The sequence below is a fragment of the Aromatoleum toluclasticum ATCC 700605 genome (genome assembly GCF_000378245.1).
GTDB classification, from domain to species: Bacteria; Pseudomonadota; Gammaproteobacteria; order Burkholderiales; family Rhodocyclaceae; genus Aromatoleum; species Aromatoleum toluclasticum.
In genome coordinates this window covers 171,639-190,948 of record NZ_KB899500.1, presented here as the reverse complement: position 1 = coordinate 190,948, position 19,310 = coordinate 171,639, and the positions used below count along the sequence as shown (strand labels likewise).

20 protein-coding genes, 1 tRNA gene and 1 pseudogene are annotated in these 19,310 nt (G+C 66.7%); 17 read left to right on the top strand and 5 right to left on the bottom strand.

The window, feature by feature from the left end; translation table 11 throughout:
• From F464_RS31890 to F464_RS0117375, 10 genes and pseudogenes are all read left to right on the top strand, one after another.
• Positions 1-2,518: pseudogene (locus F464_RS31890) on the top strand (hemolysin); the annotation flags it as partial.
• 143 nt (positions 2,519-2,661) lie between these two features.
• Positions 2,662-3,156: a glycine zipper 2TM domain-containing protein gene (locus F464_RS0117415; RefSeq protein ID WP_026296101.1), complete on the top strand. Its 495-nt coding sequence runs from the start codon at positions 2,662-2,664 to the stop codon at positions 3,154-3,156.
• A gap of 236 nt (positions 3,157-3,392) precedes the next feature.
• The gene (locus F464_RS0117410) at positions 3,393-3,917 is read left to right on the top strand and encodes a SoxR reducing system RseC family protein (RefSeq protein ID WP_018991122.1); all 525 of its coding nucleotides are present in this window, start codon (positions 3,393-3,395) and stop codon (positions 3,915-3,917) included.
• Positions 3,914-4,495, top strand: a complete 582-nt coding sequence (rsxA, locus tag F464_RS0117405; RefSeq protein ID WP_018991121.1) for an electron transport complex subunit RsxA — start codon at positions 3,914-3,916, stop codon at positions 4,493-4,495. Before F464_RS0117410 ends, rsxA begins: the two co-directional genes overlap by 4 nt.
• A gap of 12 nt (positions 4,496-4,507) precedes the next feature.
• On the top strand, positions 4,508-5,038 hold the full coding sequence (locus F464_RS0117400; protein WP_018991120.1) for an RnfABCDGE type electron transport complex subunit B: 531 nt from the start codon (positions 4,508-4,510) through the stop codon (positions 5,036-5,038).
• A gap of 13 nt (positions 5,039-5,051) precedes the next feature.
• Positions 5,052-6,590 carry an electron transport complex subunit RsxC gene (rsxC, locus tag F464_RS0117395; protein WP_018991119.1) on the top strand — a complete coding sequence of 513 codons (1,539 nt, stop codon included), beginning with the start codon at positions 5,052-5,054 and terminating at the stop codon, positions 6,588-6,590.
• Entirely contained in the window at positions 6,587-7,672 is a 1,086-nt protein-coding gene (locus tag F464_RS0117390) for an RnfABCDGE type electron transport complex subunit D (RefSeq protein WP_018991118.1), read from the top strand. Before rsxC ends, F464_RS0117390 begins: the two co-directional genes overlap by 4 nt.
• Positions 7,669-8,304, top strand: a complete 636-nt coding sequence (gene rsxG, locus F464_RS0117385; protein ID WP_018991117.1) for an electron transport complex subunit RsxG — start codon at positions 7,669-7,671, stop codon at positions 8,302-8,304. The genes F464_RS0117390 and rsxG overlap by 4 nt, the downstream gene beginning before the upstream one ends.
• Positions 8,301-8,966, top strand: a complete 666-nt coding sequence (locus F464_RS0117380; RefSeq protein ID WP_018991116.1) for an electron transport complex subunit E — start codon at positions 8,301-8,303, stop codon at positions 8,964-8,966. Before rsxG ends, F464_RS0117380 begins: the two co-directional genes overlap by 4 nt.
• A gap of 12 nt (positions 8,967-8,978) precedes the next feature.
• Positions 8,979-9,272, top strand: a complete 294-nt coding sequence (locus F464_RS0117375) for an RnfH family protein (RefSeq protein ID WP_018991115.1) — start codon at positions 8,979-8,981, stop codon at positions 9,270-9,272.
• Between the two features lie 78 nt (positions 9,273-9,350).
• On the opposite strand, the gene yghU is transcribed toward F464_RS0117375, so the two are convergent.
• Positions 9,351-10,229, bottom strand: coding sequence for a glutathione-dependent disulfide-bond oxidoreductase (gene yghU, locus F464_RS0117370; RefSeq protein WP_018991114.1), 879 nt, complete (start codon positions 10,227-10,229; stop codon positions 9,351-9,353).
• Between the two features lie 89 nt (positions 10,230-10,318).
• Between yghU and F464_RS0117365 the strand changes: the two genes are divergently transcribed.
• Complete coding sequence (locus F464_RS0117365) at positions 10,319-10,786, top strand: hypothetical protein (RefSeq protein ID WP_026296099.1); 468 nt, start codon at positions 10,319-10,321, stop codon at positions 10,784-10,786.
• 352 nt (positions 10,787-11,138) lie between these two features.
• Here F464_RS0117365 and F464_RS0117360 read toward each other — a convergent pair whose 3' ends face one another.
• Positions 11,139-11,531, bottom strand: coding sequence for a universal stress protein (locus tag F464_RS0117360; RefSeq protein WP_018991112.1), 393 nt, complete (start codon positions 11,529-11,531; stop codon positions 11,139-11,141).
• 337 nt (positions 11,532-11,868) lie between these two features.
• Between F464_RS0117360 and F464_RS0117355 the strand changes: the two genes are divergently transcribed.
• The 3 genes from F464_RS0117355 to F464_RS0117345 are packed head-to-tail and all read left to right on the top strand — an operon-like array spanning position 11,869 to position 13,691.
• Entirely contained in the window at positions 11,869-12,225 is a 357-nt protein-coding gene (locus F464_RS0117355; protein ID WP_018991111.1) for a PA2779 family protein, read from the top strand.
• A 1-nt stretch (position 12,226) separates the two neighbouring features.
• Positions 12,227-13,156 carry a PA2778 family cysteine peptidase gene (locus F464_RS0117350; RefSeq protein WP_018991110.1) on the top strand — a complete coding sequence of 310 codons (930 nt, stop codon included), beginning with the start codon at positions 12,227-12,229 and terminating at the stop codon, positions 13,154-13,156.
• Positions 13,157-13,187: 31 nt separating this feature from the next.
• Positions 13,188-13,691, top strand: coding sequence for a hypothetical protein (locus tag F464_RS0117345; protein WP_018991109.1), 504 nt, complete (start codon positions 13,188-13,190; stop codon positions 13,689-13,691).
• Between the two features lie 61 nt (positions 13,692-13,752).
• On the opposite strand, the gene F464_RS0117340 is transcribed toward F464_RS0117345, so the two are convergent.
• Entirely contained in the window at positions 13,753-14,934 is a 1,182-nt protein-coding gene (locus F464_RS0117340) for a trans-sulfuration enzyme family protein (protein ID WP_018991108.1), read from the bottom strand.
• Positions 14,935-15,286: 352 nt separating this feature from the next.
• On the opposite strand from F464_RS0117340, the gene F464_RS0117335 reads away from it, so the two are divergent.
• Entirely contained in the window at positions 15,287-16,363 is a 1,077-nt protein-coding gene (locus F464_RS0117335) for an ADP-ribosylglycohydrolase family protein (RefSeq protein ID WP_018991107.1), read from the top strand.
• A gap of 82 nt (positions 16,364-16,445) precedes the next feature.
• Here the strand turns inward: F464_RS0117335 and F464_RS0117330 are convergent.
• Positions 16,446-16,522, bottom strand: a tRNA-Met gene (locus F464_RS0117330).
• A gap of 181 nt (positions 16,523-16,703) precedes the next feature.
• Between F464_RS0117330 and F464_RS0117325 the strand changes: the two genes are divergently transcribed.
• Complete coding sequence (locus F464_RS0117325; protein ID WP_018991106.1) at positions 16,704-17,261, top strand: lysophospholipid acyltransferase family protein; 558 nt, start codon at positions 16,704-16,706, stop codon at positions 17,259-17,261.
• Positions 17,262-17,332: 71 nt separating this feature from the next.
• Here the strand turns inward: F464_RS0117325 and F464_RS0117320 are convergent, their stop codons facing one another.
• Positions 17,333-18,196 (bottom strand): Tim44 domain-containing protein, encoded by an 864-nt coding sequence (locus tag F464_RS0117320; RefSeq protein ID WP_018991105.1) that lies wholly within the window; start codon positions 18,194-18,196, stop codon positions 17,333-17,335.
• Between the two features lie 171 nt (positions 18,197-18,367).
• Here F464_RS0117320 and nhaR point away from each other — a divergent pair, with 171 nt between their 5' ends.
• A complete protein-coding gene (gene nhaR, locus F464_RS0117315) occupies positions 18,368-19,261 on the top strand; it encodes a transcriptional activator NhaR (protein WP_018991104.1) in 894 nt (297 codons plus the stop codon).
• The last annotated feature ends 49 nt before the right edge of the window (positions 19,262-19,310 follow it).

The window sequence follows — 19,310 nt, the reverse complement described above, 5'->3', positions numbered from 1 at the left end:
GCACGACGAACTGCGCTTCAGCCCGGGCACGATCCAGGAGATCCAGTTCGGCGACGGCACGGTGTGGGATCAGTTCGCCATCGATCAGGCGGTGTGGCAGACGCAGCTGCAGCAGGGCAGCGCCGGCAACGACTGGCTGTGGGGCACGGAAGGGCAGGACGTGCTGCTCGGCGGCGCGGGCGACGACCAGTTGATGGGCAACGGCGGCGACGACGTGCTCGACGGCGGCGCCGGCAACGACAAACTGGAAGGCGGTGCCGGCTCCGACACCTATGTGCTCGCCGCGGGCGGCGGCTCCGACACCATCGTCGACGGGCCTGCCTACTGGATGGAGCAGAACCGCATCGTCACCGGCCCGACCATCGATCCGGGCCAAGTCACGCTGCTGTATCGTCCCGGTTCCTATGATCCATACATGGGCGGGCCGCAGGCCGAGCAATATGTTCTCCGCATCGTTGGTACGAACGATGAGCTGCGCTTTGCCCCGGGCACGATCCAGGAGATCCGGTTCGCCGACGGCACGGCGTGGAACGCGCAAATGATGTCGATGATGGCCGTGACGGACGTCAATGATCCGCCCACCGGCGAAGTCACGATCAGCGGCGCACCGGTGCAGGGGGAAACCCTCGTTGCGTCCAATACCCTGACGGACGCCGACGGAATCGGCGAGGTCCACTACCAGTGGAATGCCGACGGTGTCGCGATCGACGGTGCAAACGGCGAGACCTACACCCTGTCGCAGGCTGATGTGGGCAAAGGCATTACCGTTACCGCGTCCTACGTGGATGGTTTCGGAGCGTTGGAAAGTGCTGTCGGCTTCGCGATGTCGTCCGTGGCGAACCTCAATGACCTGCCGACCGGCGAACTGATTGTCGTGGGTGAGGCGGTGCAGGGTCAGACGCTGACCGCATTCCACAACCTCGTGGACGCCGACGGACTGGGCGCACTCGGCTACCAGTGGACCGTGGATGGCGCAGCGATCGCGGGTGCCAACGAGAGCAGCTACATCCTCTCGCAGGCGGACGTGGGCAAGAGCGTCGCCGTCATGGTGAGTTATTTGGATGGCTTTGGTGCTGCGGAAAGCGTCGCGAGTGCGCCGACGGTTCCCGTCGCGAACATCAACGACCTGCCGACCGGAGCGGTCACAATCTCCGGAATCGTCATGCAGGGCCAGACCCTGACAGCCTCGAGCACATTGACCGATGCTGACGGAATCGGGGCGTTCCGCTATCAGTGGAGCATTGATGGTGCCGCAATCGCCGGCGCAACGGAAAGCAGCTACACGCTGACCGCAAGTGACGTGGGCAGGAGCATTTCCGTAACAGCCAGCTATGTCGACGGCTTGGGCACGATGGAAAGCGTCGATAGTCTCGCCACAGCTCCCGTGCTGCCCATCCCGAATCTCACCCTGACCGGCACCGGCGGTAACGATGCGATCTACGGTGATGCCGGCAATGACAGTCTCACCGGCCTTGACGGAAACGACACGCTGTACGGGCTTGACGGTAAAGACATGCTGGATGGTGGAGCAGGGACGGACACCCTGCTGGGCGGGGGCGGTTCCGACCTTTATGTGGTCAACCTCGCGTCGGATCACCTTGCAGCGGAATTCTCCGATACTGGCACGTCGGGTATCGATGAAGTTCGCTTCACGTCGGCCACTGCGAGCACATTGAAGTTCTATGCGGCGGATACCGGCATCGAGACGGTCGTCACAGGCACCGGTACCGGAGCTGTCGCTAACACCGCGGGCACCACGGCCCTGAATGTCGATGCGTCGGCGCTCCTGAACGGCCTGACGCTGGTCGGCAATGCAGGCGCAAATACCCTGACCGGCACCGCCTACAACGACACCTTGGACGGAGGCGCCGGCGCGGACAGGTTGACCGGCGGCAACGGTGACGACACGTACATCGTGGACAACGTCAAGGATGTAGTCTCCGAGGGCAGCGTTTCGGGCGGCTCGGACACGGTCGTGTCGAGCATCGGCTACACCCTGGGTACGAACGTCGAAAACCTCGTACTGACGGGGCAGACCGGCTTGAGCGGCACGGGCAACACGCTGGCAAACCTTCTGTCGGGAAGCGACGGAGCGGATACCCTGAAAGGGCTTGCCGGAAATGACGTGCTTCAGGGCGGCGCCGGAAACGACGTGCTGGTCGGCGGTTTGGGGCTCGACGAGCTGACCGGGGGGGCGGGCGCGGATGTCTTCCGCTTCGAAAGCACCTTGGGTTCGACCAACATCGATACGCTGACGGACTTCGACGGCACGACCGACACGATCCAGCTGGAGAACCTGATCTTCAAGAAACTCGCGGTGACCGGCAGCCTCTCTGCCGCGAACTTCGTCTCCAGCGCGACGGGCGAGGCCGCCGATGCCAACGACTATGTGCTCTACAACACCAGCACGGGCGGCCTTTACTACGATGCGGACGGCAACGGAGCGGGCGCAGCCGTTCAGGTCGCGGCGCTGATCGGCACTCCGACCCTCGACGCCGCGGATTTCATCGTTACGTGACGAACGGGAAACGGCTCGTCGGGCGAAACCGGTCGGCGAGCCGCCATACAGGCGTCTTACAAATCCATACAAGGGCCGGTAACCCCCCGACGCGGGGCGCGCGTTGATGAACTCATCGGCAGCGCTTTCATACGGAGGTTACGATGCGCAAGTACTGGGTTCCGGTTCTCATGGCCACGGCGATGATCAGCGCCAACGCATTCGCCGGTCATGATTGGGATGACGACGAACGCTGCGAGCGGCGCCAGCGTGTCGAGCGCAGCATCGAGCGGGACGTCTATGAGGAACCGCGGGTCGTCTACCGCGAGCGGCGGATCGTCTATCGCGAGCCTCGCGTGATCTATCGGGAAGCCCCGGTCGTCTATCGGCAAGCTCCCACCGTCTATCGCGAGCGCGTCGAGTACCGGGACCGCCCGGATTATTCCCCGCCCGAGCCTTATTACGACGAGCGTCCGGGATCGTACCGCCGATACGACGAGCCGCGGCGCGATCGCGTCGTCGGCCAGGCCGTCGGTGCCGTGGCTGGCGGGCTGATCGGCAACCAGATCGGCCGGGGCAGTGGCCGCGTCGCGGCGACTGCCGTGGGTGCCGTGGTTGGCGGCATCCTCGGTGGGCAGATCGCCGACTACGGCTACTGAGCTCTCGGCCGCTCCTTCAATCCGGCAGCCAGATACGGTTCGGGCCGGGCCCTTCGACAGGGCCCGGCCCGAACTTTTTTGTTTGCGGGCATAGCGACGCGGCGAGGTGTCGCGGCGGCAATCAAATGGATCTCGTCCGTTCGTTGCCCCTGCCCACATTTTGTTGTGTAACGCTATTGACGAAAACGTGAGGAAAAATGTATCGTTTGTAAAAGCTATTGTTGGATATCAAACGAATGAGTCGGGCTGGCACCTCTCCTGCAGGCATAGACGATCAGGGGCTTCGACTTGTCGAAGCCGAGGCGCGTGTTGTCGCGATCGAAGGGAAGATCGCCTGGCTGCAGCCCGAGCACCGCAGCGGTTGCGGTGCGTGTGCATCGGCGTCGCTGTGCGGCGCGGCGACGCTGGCGCGTGCGGCGGGGAGCGGCCCGGCCCGGCGCCTCGCGGCCCGCTGCGTTCCGGTCGCCGCGGACCGGCTTGCCGTCGGTGACAGGATCGTCGTCGGGTTGCGCGACGATGCGCTCGCGCGGGCCGCGCTGACTGCATACGCTCTGCCGCTGGCCGCGATGCTGGGGGCCGCGCTTGCGGCGGAAATGGGCGGCGCCGGCGAGTCGATGATCGCCCTGGCGATGGCGGGCGGACTGGCGGCCGGGCTTGCACTTGCACGGTGGGCCGGTGCGCGGGCGGCGGAAGGGCCGCGGGTGCTGCGCCACGCGGGCACGCTCTCCGGTAGCGCCGGCGCAGAGGAGGGCGCAGCATGAACGAATATCTGCTGCTCCTGCTGTCGACCGCGCTCATCAACAACGTGGTCCTCGTGAAGTTCCTCGGCCTGTGTCCGACGATGGGCGTGTCGAAGAGCGTCGATGCGGCCCTCGGGATGGGGCTGGCGACCACTTTCGTGATCACGCTTGCCGCGGCGGCGAGCTGGATGCTCGAACACTGGCTGCTGGCGCCGTTCGAGCTCGGTTTCCTGCGCATCCTGAGCTTCATCCTCGTCATCGCCGCCGCGGTGCAATTCACCGAGATGGCGATCCGCAAGACGAGTCCCGCGCTGTACGAGAGCCTCGGCATCTACCTGCCGCTGATCACGACGAACTGCGCGGTGCTGGGCGTGGCGCTGCTGAACGTGCAGCAAGGTTATGGGTTCCTGAAGAGCGTGCTGTTCGGCTTCGGTTCCGCGCTCGGATTCACGATCGTCCTGCTCATCTTCGCCGGCCTGCGCGAACGTCTCGCGCTCGCCAGCGTGCCCGCAGCCTTTTCGGGCGCGCCCGCGGCCTTCATCACCATCAGCCTGCTGAGCCTCGCCTTCATGGGCTTCTCCGGGCTCATCCCCGCCTGAGGAGATCACATCATGCTTGCAGCCATCCTCAGTCTCACGATCCTCGGCGCGGTGCTGGGCGCCGTGCTCGGCGTGGCGAACCGTTTCTTCCATGTGGAGGGCAATCCGCTGGTCGAGGAGATCGAGGCGCTGATGCCCGGCTCCAACTGCGGCCAGTGCGGTTTTCCCGGCTGCGCCGGTGCGGCGGCAGCGATCGCGGCGGGCACGGCATCGCCGGCCTGCTGCCCGCCCGGCGGGCGTTCGCTGGCGGTGACGATTGCGCAGCGCATGGGCGTGAGCCTGGCGCCCGGCGGCGCGGACGATCCGGGGCCGCTGGTCGCGGACATCGACGAGTCGATCTGCATCGGCTGCACGCGCTGCATCCGCGCGTGCCCCACGGACGCGATCCTCGGCGGGCCGAAGCAGATCCACAACGTGTTGCGCGATGCCTGCAGCGGCTGCGCGCAGTGCATCGACCAGTGCCCGACCGAGGCGATGGTGATGCAGCCGGTACCGATCACGCTGCAGCAGTGGTTCTGGCCGAAACCGGCGTTGCAGGGCTGAGGAGGAGCAGGGCATGGGTATTCTCGATCGATTCCTGCGCGCGGCGCATTTCAGCGGCGGCGTGCATCCGGACGACCACAAGCGTCCTGCCGCGGATGCCCCGTTGCGCGTGATGCCGCCGCCGGCCCGCGTGTACGTGCCGCTGGTGCAGCACATCGGCAGCCCGGCGCGTGCGGTCGTCGCCGTCGGCGATCTCGTGAAAAAGGGACAGCGCATCGGCGAGCCGCAGGGCGCCGTGTCCGCGGCGATCCATGCGCCGACTTCCGGCCGCGTGGTGGCGATCGGCGACATCGTCGCGCCCCATCCGTCCGGATTGCCGGTGCGGGGGATCACGATAGCGAGCGACGGCCGTGACGAGTGGTGCGAGCTGGAAGGCTGCGACGATCCGTTCGCGCTCGATCCGGCCGAGATCGGCCGGCGCGTGGCGCAGGCGGGCGTGGTCGGGCTCGGCGGAGCGGCGTTTCCTTCCGCCGTGAAGCTCTCGGGCGGACTCGGTGCGCGCGTCGAGCTGCTGATCATCAACGCCAGCGAGTGCGAGCCCTTCCTGTCCTGCGACGACCGACTGATGCGCGACCGTGCCGCGGAGGCCGTCGATGGCATCGCGATCATGCTGCACGCGACGGGTGCCCGCGAGGCGCGGATCGGCATCGAGGACAACAAGCCGGAAGCGATCGCCGCGATGCGGGTGGCCGTTGCCGGGCAGTCGCGCATCCGCGTCGAGGTGATCCCGACGCGCTATCCGATGGGCTCGGAAAAGCATCTGATCCTCGTCCTGACCGGGCGCGAGGTTCCGGCCGAGGGGCGTCCGTCCGACATCGGCGTCGTCGTGCATAACGTCGGGACGGCCATGGCGGTGCGCAACGCCGTCCGCTTCGGGCGTCCGCTGGTGTCGCGCCTCGTCACGGTGAATGGTGCGTGCGTGCGCCAGCCGGGGAACGTCGAAGTACCCATCGGCACGCTCGCCGGGGAGGTGCTCGCCTTCTGCGGCGGCTTGCGCGCCGATCACGGCGGGCCCGCGCGCCTGCTGCTGGGCGGGCCGATGACCGGCATGCAGGTGCCGACGCTGGAAGTCCCGGTGATCAAGGGCACGGGCGGCATCCTGGTGCTCGATGCGGCAGAGGTCGGGGAGGGCGAGGGCGGGCCGTGCATCCGCTGCGGGGATTGCATGCGCGCCTGCCCGGTCGGCCTGCTGCCGCTGGAGATCGCCGCGCGGGTGCGTGCGGGCGAGGTCGAAAAGGCCGCGGGCTTCGGTCTCGTGGACTGCATAGCCTGCGGATGCTGCGCCTATGTGTGTCCGTCGCGCATCCCGCTCGTGCAGTTCTTCCACCATGCGAAGGGCGAGCTCGCGGCTCGTGCGCGCGGCACGCAGCGCAACGAGACGATCCGGACCCTCACCCGGGCGAAGGCCGAGCGGCTCGAACGCGATGAACGCGACAAGGCCGAGGCGCTCGCCCGGCGCACGGCCGCGTCCCTGGCGGCCGCAACCGAGGCGGCCGCGGCCGTGGAGAAGGCAGCCGCCCGCACGAACGAGGAATCGGGAGCCTGCGCATGAGCGGTCGCGAACTTTTCATGGCGGCGCCGGCTCCGCATGCGCATGCGGGGGCGGACGTCGGGCGCACGATGCGCCGCGTGCAGCTCGCGCTGCTTCCGGCGACCCTGTTCGGGTTCTGGGTTTTCGGCTGGCCGGCGGTGAATCTGTTCGTGATCACGGTCGCGGCCGCGCTCCTCACCGAAGCGTGGTGCCAGCGCCTGCGCGGTTGCGAGAGCCGGCTGTGGGACGGCTCCGCGCTGCTCACCGGCTGGCTGCTCGCGCTTTCCCTGCCGCCCTGGGCGCCGGGCTGGATCGGGGCGCTCGGCGGCGTCATCGCGATCGCCCTCGGCAAGCAGGTGTATGGCGGGCTCGGGCAGAACCTCTTCAATCCGGCGATGGTCGCGCGCGTCGCGCTGCTCGTGTCCTTCCCGGTGGCGATGACCCATTGGGTGGCACCGCTGCCGCTGGGGTCCGCCGGTGCGCCGGGTTTCGTCGAGGGGCTGCGCATCACGCTCGGTTCAATGCCGGTGCCCGACGCCGTGACCTCCGCCTCGCTCCTCGGCCATGTGAAGACCGAGCTGTCGCGCGGCGTCGACCTCGCACAGGCGCTCGACGCGGCCGGCGGCACGCTTTCGGCGTGGCACGGCGTCCGGGCGGGCAGTCTCGGCGAGACCGGGGCCTTGCTGTTGCTACTGGGCGGACTCTACCTGCTCGCGCGCGGCGTGATCCGCTGGCACATTCCGGTCGGCGTATTCGCGGGGCTTGCGCTGCCCGCCGTGGTGGCGCACGCGCTCGATCCCGCCCACTCCCTCTCCGCGACGACGCATCTCGCCTCCGGCGCGGTCGTCCTCGGAGCGTTCTTCATCGCCACCGATTACGTCACGTCGCCGAACACGGCGTCCGGGCAACTGCTCTACGGACTCGGCATCGGCCTGCTGACCTGGATCATCCGCAGCTGGGGCGGTTATCCCGAGGGGATCGCCTTCGCGGTGCTGCTGTTCAATGCGCTGACGCCGGTCATCGACCGCTATTGCCGACCGAGGATCATGGGGCGGACGCGCCGCGGTGCGCCGATCCGGGCCACGCAGGGGAGTGCCGAATGAGTGTTCCAGAGACCCAGCGCGGGATCGCCGCGATCCGCGAGCGGCTCGGCTACCAGCCCGTGCTGCTGGCCGTGTCGGCCCTGCTGGCGGGCGCAGCGCTGACGTGGGCGCATGGCGCGACGAAGTCGCCCATTGCGGCCGCTGAAGCAAGCGACCTGCGTGCCACGCTCACGCAGGTCATGCCGCAAGGCTTCGCCGACAATGATCTGCTGACGGACGTGGTCGAACTCGACGGTGCGCGCGGGCCGGTGCGTGTGCACGTCGCGCGTCGCGCCGGAACCCCGGTCGGCGCGGTCTTCCGCATCGCGGAGCGCGGCTACGCCGGCGAGGTGGCGCTGCTGATGGCGGTCGATGCGGACGGGCGCGTCCTCGGCGTGCGCGTGCTGAAACACGCGGAGACGCCCGGGCTGGGCGACAAGGTGGATCGTGCGAAGTCGCCGTGGATCGACGGTTTCACCGGCAAGTCACTCGCGGAACCGGCGCCGGCGCAGTGGGCCGTGAAGAAGGACGGGGGCGTGTTCGACGCCTTCGCGGGGGCGACGATCACGCCGCGCGCGGTCGTGAAGGCGGTCCGCGGCGGGCTGGAATTCTTCTCGGCGCAGCGCGCACAAATCCTGGGAGGCCGCTCATGAGCCATGCACGCATCCTGCGCGAGGGGCTGTGGGGGAACAACGTCGTGTTCTCGCAGATGCTCGCGCTGTGCCCGACCATGGCGGTGACGACCAGCGGCACCAACGCGCTCGCGATGGGCCTGGCGACCACCGCGGTGCTGGTCGTGTCGAACATGCTCGTATCGCTCATCCGCGATGTCGTCAGCACCCAGGTTCGCATCCCGGTCTTCGTCGTGCTCATCGCGACGCTGGTGACGATCGTCGATCTCGCGCTGAATGCATGGGCGCACGAACTGTACAAGGTGCTCGGTCTCTTCATCGCCCTCATCGTCGTCAATTGCGCCATCCTCGGGCGCGCGGAGGCCTTCGCGAGCAAGAACGGCGTCGCGGCGTCCGCGGTCGACGGGTTGGCAACCGGCCTCGGCTTCACGCTGGCCCTTACCGTGATCGGCCTGATCCGCGAGATCTTCGGCGCCGGGACGCTGTTCGCCCAGGCGAGCCTGCTGCTCGGCCCCAGCTTTGCGTTCCTCGAAATGCGCGTGCCGGCCTACGAGGGCGCCTTGCTGATGATCCTGCCGCCGGGCGGTTTCGCCGTGCTCGGGCTGCTCCTCGCGGCAAAGCGCGTGTTCGAGGGGCGGCGGCGCGCGGACGCAGCGGCGGCCGTGCCCGTTGCGACAAGCTGAAGGAGGTTGTCGATGCAGATCGTAGTCGCTTATTCGGAACCGGGTCAGCAGGTATCGCTCAAGGTCGAACTGCCCGACGGTAGCAGCGTGAAGGCTGCCATCGAGCGCTCGGGCATTCTCGGATTGTTCCCGCACATCGACCTTGCGGCGCAGAAGGTCGGCGTCTACGCACGGGTCGTCAAGCTCGATGCCGCCCTCAAGGACGGTGACCGTGTCGAGATCTACCGCCCGATCACCTGCGACCCGAAGACGGTGCCAACGCGCAAGACGCGCAACAACGCCGACGCGACTGCGGCCGGGGCCTGAGCTGGCGTCGTCCCGTGCCGGCGCCGTCGGGCGGCTCGCCGGATCGGCGCGTCGCGGAGGGCGCCGTTTTACAGCCTCTCAGCTCTCTTGCCCTGACGCGAGCTTGTCCTGCGTCCGGTACTCGAAGTCGCTCGCGTCGTGCCGCTCGTGGAGCTGGTCGCCCGGTTCGCCCCAGGTGCGATTGACCTTCCGTCCACGCTGCACGGCCGGCCGCCGGGCGATTTCGCGCGCCCAGCGCAGGACGTGCGTGTAGCTCTGGGCCTCGAGGAACTCGGCCGCCTCATACACCTGATTCAGCACGAGCCCGCCGTACCACGGCCAGATTGCGATGTCGGCGATCGTGTATTCGTCGCCGGCGATGTAGCGTCGCTCGGCGAGCTGGCGATTCAGTACGTCCAGCTGGCGCTTCGCCTCCATCGCATAGCGGTTGATCGGGTACTCGTATTTCTCCGGCGCATAGGCGTAGAAATGGCCGAAGCCGCCGCCCAGGAAGGGTGCGCTGCCCATCTGCCAGAAGAGCCACGACAGGCACTCGGTGCGCCCGGCGAGCTCCTTCGGCAGGAAGGCGTCGAACTTTTCCGCGAGGTACAGCAGGATCGATCCCGACTCGAAGACGCGCTGCGGTGGGGTGACGCTGCGGTCGAGCAGGGCGGGGATCTTGGAGTTGGGATTCACCGCGACGAAGCCGCTGCCGAACTGGTCGCCTTCGCTGATGCGGATCAGGTGGGCGTCGTATTCCGCGCCGGCGATGCCGCGCTCGAGCAGCTCCTCCAGCATGATCGTGACCTTCACGCCGTTCGGCGTCGCCAGCGAATAGAGCTGCAGCGGGTGCCTGCCGACCGGTAGCGCCTTCTCGTGAGTGGGGCCGGCGATCGGGCGGTTGATGTTGGCGAACTTGCCGCCGCTGGGCGCTTCCCATTTCCAGACTTTCGGCGGTGTGTAAGTGTTGTCGCTCATCGTGATGTCCTCAAACCTTCGGCCCGGACCCGCAAGTCCTGCCGCGCTTCGCATTTAGAATATCGAACCTTCATCGACCGCGTGCTCCCATGAAAATTCCTTCGTCCGCATTTCTCGTCCTCATGCTGTGCTCGGCCCCTGCACTCGCGCAGGCGACCTCCGCCGCGAAACCCGCCTCGATGCGCATGGCCCCCATGCCGTTCAAGGGGGTGGATTACAGCGGCGTCTATGACTGCCGCGGCATGGACAGTCATGAAGGGCCGTACAACGGCGTCGTGACGCTGGAGCTCGTTCCCTCCCAGAGCCACGGCGAGTACGGAGCCTATCGCTTCAAGCTCGAGGTGTCCGGCTACGGCGAATATCCCGGCCAGGCTGCAGCGAAGGGCAGGGAGATGGGCATCTTCTTCGCGAACACCGACCCCGCACCCAAGGACTACGGTACCGGAATCGCGTCGTTTGCGAAGGGCAAGGACGGCAAGTGGGCCTTCACGAAGTACTACTACGAACCGGAGTTCAAGGGCGGCAACTTCGGAACGGAGACCTGCTTCCAGCGGTAAGGTTGTTTCGCATGCGGCGGCGCCTACCGCACGGACGTGGTGCCAGCAGCGATCGGTGGTGTGCCGGGCGCGAGGGCGACGCCTCCGCGAGAGGGGGCCCCGGCCTGCTCATGCAGCGGCTTGGCGGCATCGACCCGTGCCTGTACCGGCAGCGCAACGCCGTTCTTTACCGCCACCACTTCCGCCATGATCGACGGCGCGATTTCGGCGGGCGTCTTGCTGCCGATGGCGCGATCCGTCTTTGTAAGTCCGAACAGGGATCGCGCGACAGTGCCCGCGTCGAATGCGGGGAGCAGGGCAAGGGACGAGCGCCCCCGCCCCCCGTCCCGTGTGAAGTCGCGGAATCGGGGTGTCAGCTGACCTTGACTGCGAGCACCGGGCAGCCCATCTTCAGCAGGAGGTCCTGTGCGGTGCTGCCGAGGAACAACTTGCCAACCGGTGAGCGTCTGCGCAGGCCGATGATGACGAGGGTCGCCTCGAGCTTATCGGCCAGGGCCTCGATCTCCTCGACTGCGCTATTTCCGCGCACGAACTGCTTGAACTCCGCTTCCACGCCGGACGAAGCGAGCAGCTTCTCGATGTCCTCGGCGTCCGCGGTGTTGGCGAGCGACGGATCGTTCGCCGTGCCACCGGGGCCGGCATTGACGACGACGAGACGTTCCTGGAAGCGGCGCGCAAGCTCGATACCTTTCTCGAGCGCTGCCCGGCCTTCGGGGCGAGGGGCATAGGCGACGATGATGGTCATGTTGATTCCTCGTATCGGGTGAGGGCAGGGTCGCCGGCAGGATCGCGATCGCCGCGCCGGCCGGATCGCAAGCATCGTACAACACGGCATCCGGAACCGTATTCCTTTGTGCTGGGCTCGACGCGATACGCGTGCACCATTATTTCTTCATCTCGTCGTTTCACGACGAAATCTTCTACCCAGCTGTTCCGGTGTATTGCCGTGTTCGTCGGTCGGAGGACGCTGGAAAAAGCAGGGCGCCTCGGCCCTTGAAAAATTCGATCACAATTCCCCTGCAATCTTCATAGGCCAAGGGGTGTCAAATCGGTACTTGTCCAGCCCGGAGAAGGAGAAGATCATGAAGAAGAATTCCGCTCGTCTCGCTCCCATAGCGCTGCTCGCGCTTGCGGTCGGTTTCCACACCCCTGCGTTGCATGCCGAACTGGTGACCACGCCGGACGTCGCCAGCCACGAATCTGCCGATGCCGACCGTGCCAAGGTCCAGCGCTTCCTCGAACAGGCCACAGTGAAGGAACGGCTCCAGGCCATGGGGGTGGACGGGATCGCCGCCGCTGACCGGGTTGCGGCCCTCGACCAGCAGGAAATCCACGCTCTTGCGCAACGCATCGACTCGATGCCGGCAGGGGGCAACATCACGACGATGGAGTGGATCCTCATCGTCCTCATCGCGATCCTCGTGGTGGTCGCGCTCTGATGTGAAGCTTCGCGCCGCTTGCCTGAGCGTTGCCGCAGCCCTGCTGCTGGCCGCCTGCGCGAGCCTTCCGTCGGGAGACTGGGGCAATCCGCCGGGTGATCCGTTCCCGGCGTGGGCCGAAAGGACGGATGCGCCCTTCCACCCGCAGGAAGAGTACCAGTGCGGCCCGGCCGCGCTGGCTACGGCCTTGGGGAGCGCCGGCATCCGGCGGGCACCCGAAGATCTCGTGAATGAGGTCTACATTCCCGCCCGCCAGGGAAGCCTGCAACCCGAGATGCTCGCTGCGGCGCGCCGCTCCGGTGCCGTGGCCTATCCGCTCGCCCCGGAGCCGCTGGCGCTCCTGAAGGAGCTGGCCGCCGGCCATCCGGTGGTGGTGCTGCAGAACCTGCTCCTCGACTGGATGCCCCAATGGCACTACGCGGTAGTCGTGGGCTATGACCTGCGGAGCCGCGAGCTGGTGCTGCGCTCCGGGCGGGAGCAGCGCCTCGTCATGGATATCGACGCTTTCGACCGCAGCTGGGCCAAATCCGGGCGCTGGGCGTTCGTCGCGCTACCGCCCGACCGACTCCCCGCCACCGCCGCCGAGGCCGAATACGTGAGCGCGGTCATGGCGCTGGAGCGGGTCGCACCGGCTGCCGCCGAGGGGGCTTACCGCACCGCACTGGGGACGTGGCCGCACAACCTCGTCGCCCGCATGGGGCTCGGCAACGTCGCGTATGGCCGTGGCGATAGCGAGGCGGCTGAAGCGGCCTTCCGCCGGGCAGTGGCCGATCACCCCGAATCCGGCGATGCCTGGAACAACCTCGCCCAGATCCTGCATGAGCGCGGCCAGGCGCAGGCGGCGCGACAGGCCGCGGAACGTGCCGTTGCGACCGGCGGGCCTCGGCTGCCGACGTACCGGCGCACGCTCGAATCAATCGCGGGCCGGTGACGGTCCGGCGTCCCTCCAAGAGGATCCGCCATTGAAAACGCTCATACGGCTGTTCTCGATCGTTCACGGTCTGATGGCGCTGCTGTTCGCCTGCGCCGCGCTCGTGCTCATCGTGATTGCCGGGCACATTGGCGTCATAGCCATCGCCACGGGGTTGGACCGGATCGCCGCGCAGGGGGTCATCGAAGCGATGGGTTTGTTGGCTGCAGCGGTTGTTGCACTCCAGATCGCGCAGACCATCTCCGAAGAGGAGGTCATCCGTGACGCCCATATCAGCGGCCCGACACGCGTTCGGCGGTTCCTGTCGCGCTTCATGGTGGTCGTGGTCGTCGCTCTCGCCATCGAAGGACTTGTTGCGACGTTCAAGGGCGCGAACGAGGATCCGGCGCATCTGGTGTATGCCGCGGGGATCGTTGCCGCCGTAGGGCTTCTCCTTGCCGGCTGGGGCGTGTTCATCCGCCTCAACTGCCACGCCGAAGAGCTGGAGCCCGAGGCGATGGAGGCAGCCAAGCGCGAAGACCGGAAGCTAGAATAATCCGCAGCCCGCAGGTTGAACCGGCGAACAGTCCTGGCCGCGATGCCGGATTCGGGCCCGGTCACGCAGCCGCGGCGCTCGCGGCGAGTGCTGCGCGCAGGTCGGCGGTCAGGTCCTGCGGATGCTCGATCCCCACGCTGAGGCGAATCAAGCCCTCGCCGATTCCGCTGCGCGCCCGGGCTTCGGGCGAGATGAAGCTGTGCGTGGTGCTCGCGGGATGGCAGGCGAGGCTGTCGACATCGCCCAGCGACACGGCCTGCGTGAACAAGGCCAGGTTGTCCAGCAGGGCCGCCGCCGCCCGCCGGGTGCCTCGCGCCAGTTCGAACGAAACGATGCCGCCGTATCCGCCTTCCATCTGCCTCCGGGCCAGCGCATGCTGCGGATGGCCAACCAGGCCGGGATAGTGGGTCGCGGCGACCGCGGGGTGGTGCGACAGGAAGGCCGCGACTTCGGCTGCGCCCTCGCAATGCGCCGCCATGCGAAGGGGCAGGGTCTTCACGCCGCGCAGGATCAGGAAGGCCTCCTGCGGAGCAAGATTGCCGCCGACGTGCCCCAGACCGGTCGCGCGCACCGGCGCGATCAGCCGTTCTGCGCCGGCCAGGACCCCGCCGGTGCTATCGCCGTGCCCGCCAAGGTATTTCGTCATCGAATGCATGACCAGATCGATGCCATGTTCGAGCGGACGGGTCAGGCACGGCGAGCAGAAAGTGTTGTCGGCGACCGTCGTGATGCCGCGCACCCGCGCAAGCGCGGCAACGGCTGCGAGGTCGTGCAGGTGCAGCGTCGGGTTGGTCAGCGTCTCGACCCAGATCAGGCGCGTGGCGGGTGAGAGGCTCGCTTCGAGCCCGCGCTCCGCCGCGTCGACGACTCGGATGCCGAAGCGCCCGCCGAAGGCGTTGAACAGGCTTTCCGTTCCGCCATAGAGAGGTCCGAGGAAGACGATCTCGTCGCCCGGCGCGAGTAGCGACAGCAACACCGACGACACCGCCGCCGTGCCGCTGCTGAATGCGACGGCCGTTTCGGCGCCTTCCAGGTCGGCAATCTTGTCTTCCAGCGCCTTGACCGTGGGATTGGCGAAACGGCTGTAGCGATAGCCCTCGGCCTCTCCGGCAAAAATCGAGGCACCGTTCTCCAGCGTGCCGTAGGCGAAGGCGGACGTCTGGTTGATCGGCGTGGCAATCGCGCCGCTCGCCGGATCGGGCTTCTGCCCGGCATGAACGGCTCGGGTGCGTAGATGATTCATGGGTGGGGCCCTTCTGTGGGAACGGAGATATTCCGAATGAGCGGTCTGCGGTGCAGTCTATATCCGGAACCAATGCATAGGCAGTCGCAGTGATTTTATCCACGCGTTCTGTGGAAAAGCCTGTGCATAAGGGTGGCGGATCGGGAGCGTGCCTGCCAGTCCCGATGAAACACCGTTCCCTCGATTTGGAAGTGAAGCGTTCGGCCGCCATGCCGATTGTGACGCCCCCCGCAGCCGCGGCGCAGTCCGCCCTGCGCATTGGGGGGCTTGCCGAAGGAAACGGTCGCGGGAACAGCCGACTCGCCCGTGCGTCCAAAGCCTCGTCGATGATCGCCGCAGGAAGGGACACGCAATGACACTCCCCCCGACGCAAGACCGCTCCGCCGGCGCCATACTCGGCGCCTTCATCGGTGACGCGCTCGGGCTCGGCCCCCACTGGTACTACGATCTCGACGAACTGCGCCGCGACTACGGCGACTGGATCACCGGCTACACAACTCCCAAGCCCGGGCGTTACCACGAAGGGATGGCAGCGGGGCAACTGTCGCAAGCCGGACTGATCCTGAAAATGCTGCTCCAGTCCATCGTGGAGTGTGGCGAATACGATGAAGCGGATTTCTGCCGTCGCATGGACGAAGAGCTCTTTCCCGGGCTCGACGGCACCCCGATGTTCGGGCCTGGCGGCTACACCAGTCAGTCGATCCGCGAAGCCTGGCGGCGCCGGGTAAAGCAGGGTCTGTCGTGGTCGCAGAGCGGCAGTCACGCCGACACCACCGAAGCGATCGAGCGCTCGCTGGTGCTCGCCGTGCGCTACGCATTCATACCGCACCGGCTCGCCGACGTGATTGCCCGCAATACGCGCCTCACCCAAAGTGACGAACTGATCGTTTCGCTGACCGTGGCGTACGGAGCCGTCCTCGGCCTTCTGGTGCAGGGCGAGAAACTCGACGCCCATCTCTCCGGAAAGCTCATGCACCTGGTCAAATCGGGCGACCTGCCATTCCATGCGGTCACGACCGGAAAACTCGACGTCCCGCGTCGGGACGTAGCCGAGCCCTCGCACGCGGGACGCTTTGCATCCCCCGACGCGTTGCTGACCCCTTCGTACATCGCCAGGGCCGCCGCCGACCCCGACATCCGTATCGAACCCGCGTGGAAGGTGTCGCTCGTCTACGGGATGCCGTGCGCGGCCTACCATGTGTTGCCGGCGGCCTACTATCTTGCGGCACGCTTCCGCAATGACTTCGAGTCGGCCGTGCTGCACGCGATCAACGGCGGTGGTCAGAACGAGGCCAGGGCGATGCTCACCGGTGCCTTGGTGGGCGCGCAATGCGGACTGTCAGGCATCCCGAGCCGCTTCCTCGTCGGCCTTGAGGATGCAGACGAACTCCAGCGGCTCGCGCGGAGCCTCGCTGCGCAGCTCGTGTAGGGGAGCGAGCGGGCATTGCACGACATTGCGCCGACGCCAGAAACGACTAGGGCCTGCACGATGTGCAGGCCCTAGTTTTGTTTGGTTGCGGGGGCAGGATTTGAACCTGCGACCTTCGGGTTATGAGCCCGACGAGCTGCCAGACTGCTCCACCCCGCGTCGGAGAAACAGAACTATAGCCAACTTCACGTGGATGCGCAAGAACTTTCTTCGGAAATCTTCTCTGCGGCCTCCGCAGGTTGTTTCGCCGAGGCAATTATCGGATAGTGCCCCTTGCTCTGAAGGGGGCGTGATTAGCCCGTGGATTCAGACGTCTCGCATACTTTTGGGGGGGTATTCGATGCTGGCGCGGCTGTTGTTGCGTCTGGCTGGCTGGCGCCTGGTCATTGTGCCGCCACCCGGCCCGAAAGGCGTCGTGATGGTGTATCCGCACACGTCCAACTGGGATTTTCCGCTCGGGGTGCTGACGCGATCGGCGTCCGGGCTGAAGATTTCCTTCGTGGCGAAGGATTCGCTCTTTCGCCCGCCGTTCGGGGCGGTCTTCCGCTGGCTGGGCGGCATTCCGGTGAATCGGCGGGTGAGCACGGGATTCATCGGGCAGTTGGTGCGTCGCTATGCAGAGTCGGAGCGCCTCCTGATCGCGATCGCGCCCGAGGGAACCCGCGGGCATGTGCCGCAGCTCAAATCCGGCTTCTATCACCTGGCGGTACAGGCGGGCGTTCCGCTCGGGCTTGCGTATATCGACTACGGTCGCCGCGAGGTGGGCATCGGGGCGTGGGTCACGCTCAGCGGCGATGCGGAATGCGATCTTGAGACGATCCGCGATTTCTATGCGAGCCGGCGGGGCAAGCACCCGGACAAGGCAGGCGAGATCAGGTTTGGCGAGAGGCAGGACTGAATCGTGTTGCCCATGAAGAAGGGCGGCCGGCTTGCGCCGGTCGCCCTTTTCTCTCTGGGGGTTGGTTTTTTTTAGTTCAGTTGCTGGATGCCCGCGACCTGCCAGCCCTGGTTGCCGTCGACCGGCTTGGTGAGGTGCCAGAATTCATCGAAGTCGACCGGAGCGGCGCCGGCCTCTTCGCGGATCAGGCCGCGGAAGCGGACAGCGACACGGTAGCGGCGGTTTTCCTCGATGCACTCGACGACCTCGGCGTCGAGTTCCATCACTTCGGTCTGCTGCGGGGCGGTGCCGCGCTCGCGAATCTGCATCTGCAATTCGCCGAAGATCTCGGGCGTGACGAATTCGCGCAGGTCATCGAGGTTTCCGGCGTCGTTGGCGGCCTGCAGGCGGATGAAATTCACCTTTGCCTGGCGAGCGAAGCCTTCCGCATCGAAACCTGCCGGCAGGGAATTGATTGCCGGAGCAGCGGCAGACGCGGCGCTACCGTAGACCTGTTGCGCTTGCGACTGCATGGGAATGCTGCCGCCACCTGCGCCCATGCCTGCGTACTGCATCGCAGGCTGCTGCGCGCGTTTGCGCATCAGCAGGCGGAAGACGGCAACTGCGGCGAGGACGAGCAGTCCGATCATGAGCATGTTGGCGAACTCTTCGCCCATGCCGAGGTGCGAGGCGAGGGCGGCCAGGCCCAGGCCAGCGGCCAGACCGGCGATGGGGCCGAGCCACGAGTTCTTGCGGGGGGTCTGCGCGGGCGCGGCGGCGGTCGGTGCGGTCGGACTGCTCGCCGTGCGGGCGGTGGTCGTCGACGATTGCGCGGTGCTGCTTTGCGTGCCGAACGACTTGCCGCCGCCGAGACGCTTGGCTTCCGCATCGTTCGCCGTCAGGCCGACGCTCAGTACGAGCGCGCAGACGGTGAGCAGGAGTCGGGTGAGTTTCATAGGTGCAGGGCCTCCTCTAGGTATTTGAGTTCCATGTCCCGCCGGCCCTTGCGGGGGTTCCAGCGGGCCGGCGCACCGGGCGGTGCACACGACTCGCGAAGGATACGGAAACTTGGACTTCCGATGAAGATGAATTTAAAGTACGTTTATTCAGAAAAAAAGGAAGTAATCATGCAGCCGCTCAACTACCGTCACCTTTATTATTTCTGGGTCGTTGCGAAGGAGGGGGGCATCGCGCGGGCGGCCGAGCGGCTCGATATGGCGGTGCAGACGGTCAGCACGCAGGTGCGCGAACTCGAACGCTCCCTGGGGTACGCGCTGTTCCGCTCGGTGGGGCGCGGCATCGAGTTGACCGAGGCGGGAGCGACAGCGGTGCGTTACGCGGAGCAGATCTTCCAGCTGGGCGAGGCGCTGCCCGCGGCCGTACAGGAGGCGGCGAACGCGCAGGGCGTGCGTCTCGCTGTGGGTATTGCCGATGCATTGCCCAAACCGGCGGTGCGGCATCTCCTGCAGCCTGCCGTACAGACGCCCAACCTGCGCCTGCAGTGCCAGGAGGGCGATTTCGACGACCTGCTCGCCGATCTGGCGCTGCACCGTCTTGACGTCGTACTTGCCGACCGGCCTGCGCCGGCGAATCCGAACCTGCGGGTATTCAGCCACCGCTTGGGGAAGTCGTCCGTCGCGTGGTACGTGCGGGCGGACATCGCCGCGAAGGTCGAGAAGGATTTTCCCGCCTGCCTCGCTGATCTTCCCTTGCTGTTGCCGACGACGGATTCGGCGGTGCGCAGTCGCCTCGACGACTGGCTGGCGCGTCATGGAATCCGCCCGCGCATCGTCGGCGAGTTCGAGGACAGCGCGCTGCTGGCGACTTTCGGCGAGAGCGGGCTCGGGGCCTTTCCGGCCCCCGAACTGTCGTCGGACGAGTTCGTGCGATCGCGTGGTCTCGCGCTGCTGGGGCGTTGCCCGGACGTGGTCGAGCATTTCTATGCGATCTCGGCGCAGCGCAAGGTCGATCATCCGGTGATCCGCAGCCTGCTCGCGGGCGCGGAGCAATCCGTCTCCTGAAGAGGTTTGGAATGCTTGCCCGCTCTATCCGGATGGGCTAAAAGGGATC